This window comes from Kitasatospora sp. NPDC056181 (genome assembly GCF_042266225.1).
GTDB lineage: Bacteria > Actinomycetota > Actinomycetes > Streptomycetales > Streptomycetaceae > Kitasatospora.
The window spans coordinates 1-9930 of sequence record NZ_JBHJUK010000232.1 but is presented as its reverse complement, the minus strand read 5'-3'; the positions used below and the strand labels follow the sequence as shown (position 1 = coordinate 9930).

Here is a 9930-nt window from a genome sequence, read left to right as displayed (position 1 = left end):
GACCTCGCCGACGCCTGGCTGCGCTACTGCCCGCCCATCCCCGAAACGTCCGCTACCCCCGCTACTCCCGCTACCGCCCAGGTCAGGGCCCTCTTTCCGGTAGCGGAACCGGTAGCGGTAGCGGCTACCAACCCGGCCCCCGCCACCGAACACCCGGCCGACCTCACCACCGTCGGCTGACCCGCCCAATCCGCTACCGCTACCCCATCCGCTACCACCACGCCCCCTCTGACCAGCCCGGTAGCGGAGTAGCGGCGGTAGCGGCACTCAGAGATGAAGGCGGGTGAGGCCGTCTCTCCCGCCTTCATCAACTCAGGCCGCGCCTCATTGCGCGCGGCCCACTCATCAAAGGAGCTGTGCACCTTGTCCGACACCAAGCTGACGCTCGACCAGGTTGCCGAGCTGATCGAACGCGTACGGATCGCCGGTTCGGCTAGGCAGCCCCACGGATCGGGCCTGGTAAACGGAGGCTGGTACTCGACCGAGGACGTCGCCGCACTCATCGGCGTCGACCCCTCGACCCTCAGGCGCTGGCGCACCTCGAAGCCCATGCAGGGCCCGCCGTTCGTCCGTCTGACCTCTCGCATCACCGTCTACAGCGTCCCCGACGTCCAGTCCTGGCTGGAGTCGCGCCGCATCGTCCCCGGAGAAGCCGCCTGATGCCCCAGCAGAACCCGCCGATCGGCGTGAAGTTGTCGACCGACATCGAGCACCGCCCCGAGTACCCGAAGCCCTACCGGGGACGGGTGCGGTGGTTCGACCCCGTGACGGGCGGCCGGCTGTCGCGCTCGGAGATGTCCGAGACGATCGAGGAGGCCGAGGCCTGGATCTCCGGGATGGAGCGGCTGGCCAGCCGCGGCGTGACCCCGGCGACCGCGACCATGCCGCTCGCCGAGTACGGGGAGTCGGTGATGGAACTGGCGCTGCGCGGGCTGGAGTCCAAGACGCTCGACCCGTACCGCGCCGGCTGGCGCCTGCGGATCGTCCCGACGATCGGCCATCTGCCCCTGCGTGCCGTCACGAACGGCGTGATCGACCGCGCCGTGTACGCGTGGATCGCCGACGAGCACGGCCGGTCCACCGTGAAGAACACCCTCGCCATGCTGGTCCGAGTCATGGAGCAGGCCGTCCGGGACGGCGTCATCGACGCCAACCCGGCCAAGGTGAGCGGCTGGCAGCGGGAGTATCAGCGCGCCGAGGACGAACTAGACGACCCCCGTGCCCTGGCCCTGCCGGACTGGGACACCCTGGACAGGCTCGCCACCAGCCTGGTCCTGCGCTCGCACGGGGAGTTCGGCGGCTGGGGCGACGTGGTGCGCTTCGCGGCGTGCACGGCGGCCCGCATCGGCGAGGTCTCCGGCGTGCGACGCAAGGACATCGACCGCAAGCGCTGGACGTGGGACCTGTGCAGGCAGACCACGACCGCGCCCGGCGGCCTGGTGGACAAGGGGACCAAGGGGAAGCGGCGCCGGACGGTGCCGCTGATCCCGGAGATCCGCGACCTGGTGGCCTGGCGCCTGGACGTGATCGACCAGGACCCGATGGCTCGGCTGTTCACCGGGCCGCGGGGCGGGCGGATCACCACCGCCGTCCTGCGGGACGCGACGCACTGGGACGAGGTGGTGGTCGCGCTCGGCTTCGAGCACCTGCGCCGGCACGACCTCCGGCACACCGGGCTGACGTGGATGGCCGACGCCGGGGTGCCGCTGCACGTGCTGCGGAAGATCGCCGGACACGGATCGCTCACGACCACGCAGCGGTACCTGCACCCGGACCGGCGCTCGATCGAGCTGGCCGGCGAGGCGCTGAGCGCGCACCTGAGCGGGCCCCGCGAGGCCCCTGGTCCCGAAGTGGTCCCGCCGGACTCCCCCGGCCGCCACCTGCGGCTCGTGCGCTGACCCACCCTCGGAAACGGCAAAAGCCCCGCTGGCCTGGACCTTCGTCCAGTCAGCGGGGCTCCGACATCACTGTCGGGACGACAGGATTTGAACCTGCGACCCCTTGACCCCCAGTCAAGTGCGCTACCAAGCTGCGCCACGTCCCGTGGTCTCGGCGCCCCGGCGGAGCCTGGGGGGCTCTGCTGTGGGCTTCTCGACCTTGTCCCCGGTGTCCCGGCGACGTGGAAAACAATACAGCACGTCGGGGGGTGCTCGCTGCCAGGTTTGGTTCGGGCGCGAGGTCAGGGGGTCGGGTGGCGGGCGTCGTAGCGGAGGAAGGCGGGTCGGCGGGCGGCGAGGAGGAGGATGGCGGCGAGGCAGGCGAGGCCGCCGCTGACGACGGAGACAGCGGGGCTGGTGAGGGAGGCGACGGCGCCGGACTCGAAGTCGCCGAGGCGGGGGCCGCCGGCGACGACCACGATGAAGATGCCCTGGAGGCGGCCGCGCATCTCGTCGGGGGCAGCGACCTGCATCATCGTGTTGCGGAAGATCATGCTGACGGTGTCGGCGCAGCCGGCGACGGCGAGGAACAGGAGGCCGAGCCAGAGGTTGCGGGCGAGGCCGAAAGCGGCGATGGCGAGGCCCCAGGCCGCGACGGAGGCGAGGACGGCGACGCCCTGGCGGTTGACGCGGCCGACCCAGCCGGAGAAGAGGGCGCCGACAAGGGCGCCGACGGCGGGGGCGGAGACCAGGAGGCCGACGGTACGGGCGTCGCCGCCGTAGAAGGTGACCGCGATGGCGGGAAAGAGGGCACGCGGCATGCCGAAGATCATGGCGGCCAGGTCGGCGAGGAAGCTGGTGCGCAGGTTGGGCTGCTCGCGCAGGAAGCGCAGGCCGTCGAGGACGGAGGCGCGGCCCTTGCGTTCGCCGAGCGGGCGCATGGCGGGCAGGCGCCACATCGCGTAGAGGGTGGCGGTGAAGGCGACGGTGTCGACCAGGTACGCGGCCTGGGCTCCGTAGGCGCCGATGAGGACGCCGCCGAGCATGGGGCCGACGGTGAGGCCGAGGTTCATGCTGACGGTGTTCAGGGCGTTGGCGGCGGGGAGCTGGTGGCTCGGGACGAGGCGCGGGATCATCGCCGAGCGGGCGGGCGAGCTGAGCGCGAAGAAGCCGGCCTGGACCGCGACGGCGGCGTAGAGGACGGCGACGAGGCCGAGCCCGGCGAGCGCCTGGGCGGCCAGGACCGCGGAGACGGCGGCGAGGCCGGCGGAGCCGATCAGTCCGAGCCGTCGGCGGTCCACGGTGTCGGCGATGGCGCCGCCGTAGAGACCGAAGGCGATCAGCGGGAAGAGGGAGAACAGCCCGACCAGGCCGGTGGCGAAGGTGGAGCCGGTCAGGTCGTAGACCTGGACGGAGACGGCGACGGCCGTCATCTGCTGGCCGACCGACGAGACGGCCTGGCCGAACCAGACGCGCCGGTAGTCGGCGTTGTCGCGCAGCGGGCTGAGGTCGGCGAACGCCCCGCGAGCGGCGCGGCGGTACCACGGCGGTACAGGGGCGTCCGGCCCGGCGTCGGTCACAGGAGGCCGGGACGAGACAGGCTGGGTGCCGGCTGGCGCGGGGCCGCTACCGGCTGGGACAGGCCCGGCGTCGGCTGGGGCGGGGCCGGCGTCGGGCAGGACAGGCTCCGAACCCGCTGAGGCGGGCCCGGTCGCCGAATTGGCAGGATGATTGGTCGACACAGCCCCCATCCTCGCCCCGCCCGCCGGCCCGCCCACGACCGGGGCGACCCTTACAAGCCACCGGAGCTGCAGGCCACCGAAGGTGCCCGGAGTCCCGCCCCGACACCGCTACCGGGTCAGCACCTGCTTCTCCCCCGCCTCGACCGCGAAGTCCAGCCGGTTGCCCGGCGGCGGGAAGGGGCAGATGAAGTGGTCCGAGAAGGCGCACGGCGGCAGGTAGGCGCGGTTGAGGTCGAGCACGGTGTGACCGTCCTCGTCCGGGGCGGGCAGGGTGATGAAACGGAAGCGGTAGGTGTCCGTTCCACTCGTCGCGTCGGCGATGACGCCGGAGAGGCTGTTGCCCGCGCGGCTGACGGTCAGGGTGCGGTGCTCGCCCGCGACGGTGAAGGCGATCCGGCCGGTGACGGCCAGCGGGCGCTCCTTGCCGTCCACGTTGGGGACGACGACGGCCTGGTCGCCGCCGTCCTCGAACGGGGTGAAGACCGCCGGGACGGCCCACTCAGGTGAGTAGGCGTACGCGGAGATCCCGGCGAAGGATGCCCGGCGCGGCGCGGCCGGGTCGAAGACCCGCAGGGCCAGCTCGCCCTCGCGCTCGATCGGGACGAGGCGCAGTTCGCCCAGCACCGCGGTGTCGGCGGCCGGGTCGCTGTCCGGGCGGAGCAGCACCTCACCGTCGACAGGGGCCTCCGCGCCGGTGACCGTGATCCCGTCGGCGGCCGCCGCCCGGACCCGGACGCCCTCCGCGTCGGCCCACCAGAGACCGGGCAGGCCGGGGACCTCGGCGGGCTCGGGCTCCAGCCAGTGCGTACCGGTGAGTGCCAGCTGGCCGTGCGCGGTGCCCACCGCCGCCGCCCGGTTGTCGCTCCAGTGCTTCCATTCCTCCGCGGCTGTCGCCGTCATCGGCGTACCCTCCCACTCCGGTCCACGGCCCGCAGGCCGTCACTAGTCCGTCAACTCCTCAACGCCGACCACCGGGGTGGATCATTCCCGGGGCCGGATCAACCCTTGAGCGGCCGGAACAGCCCCTCCTGCACCACCGAGACCACCAGCTGCCCGCTGCGGTCGTAGATCTGCCCGCGCGCCAGGCCCCGGGCACCGTGTGCGATCGGGGATTCCTGCTGGTAGAGCAGCCAGTCGTCGGTCCGGAACGGCTGGTGGAACCACATCGCGTGGTCGAGCGAGGCCATGTCGAAGTGGCGGGTGCCCCAGAGCGGCTCGACGGGAGCGCGGACGGCGTCCAGCAGCGTCATGTCGCTCGCGTAGGTGAGGGCGCAGACGTGGATCAGCGGGTCGTCGGGCAGGGCGCCGTTGGTGCGCAGCCAGACGCCGCTGCGGGCCTCGACGCCGGCCAGCTCCTCCTTGTTCCACTTCAGCCGGTCGACGTACCGGATGTCGAACGGCTGCCGGCGGCTGATGAACGGGGGCAGCTCGCCGAGGCGGGAGCCGACCTCCTCCAGCGCGCTGGGCAGGTCCTCGGGGGCGGCGACCTCGGGCATCGGGTACTGGTGCTCGATGCCGCCCTCCTCCGGGAGGTGGAAGTCCGCGGTGAGGGCGAAGATCGACCGGCCACCCTGGATGGCCAGCACCCGGCGGGTGGTGAACGAGCGGCCGTCCCGGATCCGGTCCACCTGGTAGACGATCGGCACGCCGGGCACCCCGGGGCGCAGGAAGTAGGCGTGCAGCGAGTGCACTGGGCGCTCACCGTCCACCGTGCGCCCTGCCGCCACCAGGGCCTGTCCGGCGACCTGGCCGCCGAAGGTCCGCTGGAGCGCCTCCTCGGGGCTGCGCCCGCGGAAGATGTTCAGTTCGATCTGCTCAAGGTCCAGCAGTGCGACGAGTTCGTCGACGGGGGTACCCATGCGTGCACTTCCTCTCCGGACGGCCGGCCCGGACGGAGGTCTTCCGCCTGGCCGCCGACGCCCGTGTTCTCGAATTTCCCCGCCCTGTCGAATTCTCCATCGAGCCCGGACATTCCCCGCACCCGGGGCGGCCGCTGCCGATTCACTCGAACGAGATTCCACACGACCGAACACCAACCCTCACACCACAGCCCTCGCAGCACCGCCCCCGCACCACAACCCTGGCGCCACAGCCCCCGACCCTCCCGCGCCCCGCAACTCCGGCCCTCAACTCCGGCCCTCGACCCCCGCCCCGCAACTCCGGCGCGGCGCTCACCGGCCCGGGCCCCTAACCGGCCCCGCCCGCAGCGGACCGCAGGCCCGACCGGCGGACGGTGATGTTGAGCCGCCCGGTCAGCCCGAGCGCCGGATCCGCCGTGCCGGGCAACGTGCGCACCACGCCGTGGTACGCGAACCTGGACGGGCCTCCGAAGACCAACAGGTCGCCGCTGTGCAGTTCCAGGTCGGTCCACGGGCGGGTCCGGGTCTCGGTGTTCCCGAGCCGGAAGACGCAGGTGTCGCCGAGCGAGAGCGAGACCACCGGCGCGTCGGTCCGCTCGTCGCGGTCCTGGTGCAGGCCCATCTTCGCGCCGTGCGGGTAGTGGTTGACGATCGCGATGTCCGGCTCGTACCCGGCCGCGCCCGCGATGTCGCCGACCGCCTCGCCGTACGCCTCGGCGACGGCCCGGCGGGCCAGCCGGCCGAGCTCCGGGGGGAACGCCTTGACGGGTGTGCCGTCGGCGGCGGTCCGGCGGTAGCCGTACGGGTACCAGTGCCATCCGAGGCTGACCATCTGCACGGACATCAGACCGCCGGTCGGCATCCGGACGGTGTGCATCCCGGCGGGCGGTCGGGCCCACTCCCGGCAGGCGGCGACCAGGTGCGACTGGGCTGCGGCGTCGAGCCAGCCGGGGACGAGCACCACGCCGGGCGCGGGCTCGGAGCGCTCACGCGACGCGCCCGCGCCAACGCCTCCGCCCGCGCCGAACAGCTCGCCCTGGATCACCCCACCATCGTCGCGCACCCCTCCGACAAGCGGCACCCGAAAGGAGTGGCGCCCCACCCGCAACGGCGTGGCGCCCCACCCGCTCACCGCACGCCCGGCCCGTCCGGTCCGCCCGGCTCATTCGGTCTGTCCGGTCCGTCCGGCACATCCGGCCGGGCCGGCTCATCCGGTTCGTCCGGCCCATCCGGCTGGTCCGGTTCATCCGGCTGGTCCGGCTGGTCCGGCCCATCCGGCTCGCCACCGATCATCCCGATCTCTCGCGCGCAGACCGGCCAGGCCTCCCACCCCTGCATCCGGAGGATCTCCTCGGCGACGGCGGTCTGCTGGCGCCGGCTCGCCAGGTCGGGCCGACGGGCGTACCGCAGGCCGCCGGCCTCCTCCCAGGTAGGCGGCCAGATCTGCAGCCCGCCGAAGTAGCCGTTCCCGGTGTTGGCCCGCCAGTCGCCGCCGCTCTCGCATTCGGCGAGGTCGTCCCAGACCGTGTCCGCGACGACCGGGGCGGCCCGGGCCTGCCGGCCGGGCAGCGGTCCGGCGGTCAGTAACAGTGCGGCGGCGAGGGCAACGAGGACCCGCGCCGGACTGCCAATCGGCACGAAGGATTCACGGCTGATCCTATGAATGCTGAGAAGGCACAGCAGCCGACCCTAGGCGTGCCCCTCCCCGGCAGGCCCCGACACGCCGGACATGCCGACGGCCGCTCCCCCGCACAGCGGAGAAGCGGCCGGCCGGACGACGCGTCCGGGGGTCCAGCCTGACCAGAGGTCGGCCGGACCGGGGATCGGACGGTGCCGGGGGTCAGACAGTGCCGGGGATCAGACAGTGAGGGTCTGGCCCGGGAAGATCAGGTCGGGGTTGCCGCCGATGACCTTGGCGTTGTTGTTGTACAGGGCGTGCCAGTCGATGCCCTTGGCGGCCGCGATGGTGCTCAGGGTGTCACCGGACTTGACGGTGTAGTTGCCACCGTTGGCCGGCTGGGCGTCGTTCGAGGTCGCGGCCTTGCCGGACTTCGCGGCGTTGTCGGACTTCCACGACTTCGCGGAGTCGGAGGACTTCGGCGCGGCGACGGCGGCCTTGGGGGCCTCGGCGGCCTTCGGCGCGGCGGCCTTCGGGGCCTCGGCGGCCTTGGGGGCCGGGGCGGCCTTCGGCGCGGCGGTGGCGGCCGGGGCGGCCGGCTTCGCGGCGGTGGCCGAGCCGGCGGAGGTGTCGACCGCGGCCGGGGCGCCGCCCTTGGTCAGACCGGCCTTGACGGAGCACACGGGCCAGGCGCCCGGGCCCTGCGAGGCGAGGACCTTCTCGGCGATGGAGATCTGCTGCGCCTTGGTGGCCAGGTTGGCCTGCGGGGCGAAGGCGGTGCCACCGAAGGCGGCCCAGGTGCTGGAGGTGAACTGCAGACCGCCGTAGAAACCGTTGCCGGTGTTGATGGCCCAGTTGCCGCCGCTCTCGCACTGGGCGACGGCGTCCCAGGTGGAGACGGAGGCGGCGGAGGCCGAGGTGGCCGTGACGAGGCCGGCCACCGGCAGGGCCGCGACAGCGGCGCCCGCCACGACCGCCATCCGAACGCGGTTGCGCTTGGTGACGGTGGAGGTGGTGGCAGCGGCGGACTCGTTACGGAAGGTCATGGGGTTCCTCTCGACAGCCCCGGGCGGGCATGCGGAACCAAGCCCTCGAAGGGGGGTCGATTTCGCTCGCCGCGTCCGTCGGGCGGCCGGGCACGTGTCGGACGTGCCGCGCCGCCCCGGCCACCCACCACGCACCGGGGACCTGTTCGAGCGGTCGCATCGGCGGGCACTGCCGGCGCCGGGGTGAACCGGCGGGCTGTGCGTCGGGGGTGAACCCGGGTGGTGCTCGTTGCACCGCCAATGAAGCTACGAGTCGGCGGCCGGGGATCCAAACAATCGACGGTCTGCCCAGCTCAGCCAGGCGTTACCCGCGGTAACGACCTTGCAATCACGCCCCAAATGTCCGATTTAACCGTCATTTCCTAGATCAAACATCTGTGAGCCGTGACCCACCTCACGGTTTCATTCCGGCAGCCCCGTCATCGACATCGACAGATTGCAGCCATCGGAACACGCACTGCGATCGATTCAGAGGCAATTCCCGTCAGCCGCGGCGCCCACCCGTGACCCCTGCCACAGGGGTCCGTTGGTAAAGGCGGCCGGAATCGACCGTTTGGACCCCTTGGAGCACCCGAGGACCACCCAGAGTCCGGCCACCGACCCACGCCCCATCCGAGCCCGAGCCCCACACCAGCCCGAGCCCGCCCCCAGCGCACGACCCGCCGCCCGCCTGAAACCCGCCCGAACCAGCCCGAACCCGCCCCCAGCCCGCAACAAACCCGACACCCGAGGAGTCCCAGTGCCGCGCATGCTCGACGTCAGCGACGAGGTCCGATCCGAGATCGGCGACGACGAGGCCGACCGCCTGCTCGGCGGCGCCCACGCACCCGACAGCTACGAGTGCACCTCCTGCCGCACCCCGGGCGACTCCCTCCAGGAGCCCACCAGCACCGTGCTGTTCGTCGGCGAGGAGACCGCGGTGCTCGCCTTCGCACACGCCCGCTGCATCCCCTCCCAGGTGGTGCCGGTCGCCGAGGAGCAGCTGGTCGGCGCGGTGCGCAGCATCAGCCAGGCCCAGACCGACACGCCCATGGCCACCGTCCCGCCGACCGTCCCGCCGACGGCCGCCGTGCCGGCCCCCGCGGTCGCGGCCGTCGGGCAGCCCGCCCCCGAGCGGCCCGCCGCGCCCGGCCAGGCGGCCATCCTGGGCATCACCTGCGGGCTGGTGCTGCACGGGGACACCGGCCACGCAGCACTCGTGGTCGAGCCCACCGGACCGGTCGGCCGGCCGGGCAACACCTCCGGCACCGACGAGTTCCTCGACCTCCTCCAGGACGCCGGCTTCCAGCCCGTCACCGACATCGACAGGACGCCGGAGCAGCTGGCCGGCTGGTCGGTCCTGGTCGCGATGGGCAAGCTGCACGCGATCCTCCAGCCGGCGGCCGCCGGTGGCAGCACGGGCTGGTGGCAGGCGCACCAGCCGCTCCAGGTCACCGACGCCTGGCGGTCCGCCGCGAACCAGCTGGCGGAGGTGACGATGTACGCCGTCCCGGCCGGCATGGTCGGCCGCCAGCCGCGCGAGGACCTGCTCCGCCAGGCGCTGGAGCGCGCCATCGCCATGGGCCAGGTCGTCGCCGCCTCCCTCCCGCTCGCGGGCACCTGAGCCGCACCCGAACCCGAACCACCCGCACCCGAACCACCCGCGGCCCGGCCCGCACCCCGGCCCCGCCCGAGCCGCCCCCACAACGACCCACCGCCTCGCCGGCGGCCCCTAAGGTGAAAGAAAAACACAGCACACACACAAAGCCGCCCACCCTCGGGCCACAAACCCCCCCACCCCACCCCCGG

At 72.9% G+C, this 9930-nt stretch carries 9 protein-coding genes and 1 tRNA gene; 3 read left to right on the top strand and 7 right to left on the bottom strand.

The window, feature by feature from the left end:
• Positions 1-363: 363 nt before the first annotated feature.
• Both ACFC1F_RS41210 and xerC read left to right on the top strand, forming a co-directional pair.
• Complete coding sequence (locus tag ACFC1F_RS41210) at positions 364-660, top strand: helix-turn-helix domain-containing protein (RefSeq protein ID WP_376166674.1); 297 nt, start codon at positions 364-366, stop codon at positions 658-660.
• On the top strand, positions 660-1898 hold the full coding sequence (gene xerC, locus ACFC1F_RS41205) for a tyrosine recombinase XerC (RefSeq protein ID WP_376166672.1): 1239 nt from the start codon (positions 660-662) through the stop codon (positions 1896-1898). The genes ACFC1F_RS41210 and xerC overlap by 1 nt, the downstream gene beginning before the upstream one ends.
• 72 nt (positions 1899-1970) lie before the next feature.
• Here xerC and ACFC1F_RS41200 read toward each other — a convergent pair.
• The 7 genes from ACFC1F_RS41200 to ACFC1F_RS41170 all read right to left on the bottom strand — a co-directional run bounded on the left by ACFC1F_RS41200 (position 1971) and on the right by ACFC1F_RS41170 (position 8142).
• Positions 1971-2044: transfer RNA gene (locus ACFC1F_RS41200), tRNA-Pro, on the bottom strand.
• Between the two features lie 135 nt (positions 2045-2179).
• Complete coding sequence (locus tag ACFC1F_RS41195) at positions 2180-3457, bottom strand: MFS transporter (protein ID WP_376166670.1); 1278 nt, start codon at positions 3455-3457, stop codon at positions 2180-2182.
• Positions 3458-3727: 270 nt separating this feature from the next.
• Positions 3728-4519, bottom strand: coding sequence for a DUF1684 domain-containing protein (locus tag ACFC1F_RS41190; protein ID WP_376166668.1), 792 nt, complete (start codon positions 4517-4519; stop codon positions 3728-3730).
• 98 nt (positions 4520-4617) lie between these two features.
• Complete coding sequence (locus ACFC1F_RS41185; RefSeq protein WP_376166666.1) at positions 4618-5478, bottom strand: acyl-CoA thioesterase; 861 nt, start codon at positions 5476-5478, stop codon at positions 4618-4620.
• Positions 5479-5806: 328 nt separating this feature from the next.
• Positions 5807-6520, bottom strand: coding sequence for an alpha-ketoglutarate-dependent dioxygenase AlkB (locus tag ACFC1F_RS41180; RefSeq protein ID WP_376166676.1), 714 nt, complete (start codon positions 6518-6520; stop codon positions 5807-5809).
• An 86-nt stretch (positions 6521-6606) separates the two neighbouring features.
• Positions 6607-7116 (bottom strand): transglycosylase family protein, encoded by a 510-nt coding sequence (locus tag ACFC1F_RS41175; RefSeq protein WP_376166664.1) that lies wholly within the window; start codon positions 7114-7116, stop codon positions 6607-6609.
• Positions 7117-7335: 219 nt separating this feature from the next.
• Positions 7336-8142, bottom strand: coding sequence for a transglycosylase family protein (locus tag ACFC1F_RS41170; protein WP_209415270.1), 807 nt, complete (start codon positions 8140-8142; stop codon positions 7336-7338).
• Positions 8143-8881: 739 nt separating this feature from the next.
• Between ACFC1F_RS41170 and ACFC1F_RS41165 the strand changes: the two genes are divergently transcribed.
• Positions 8882-9745: a hypothetical protein gene (locus tag ACFC1F_RS41165; RefSeq protein ID WP_376166662.1), complete on the top strand. Its 864-nt coding sequence runs from the start codon at positions 8882-8884 to the stop codon at positions 9743-9745.
• Positions 9746-9930 lie beyond the last annotated feature (185 nt).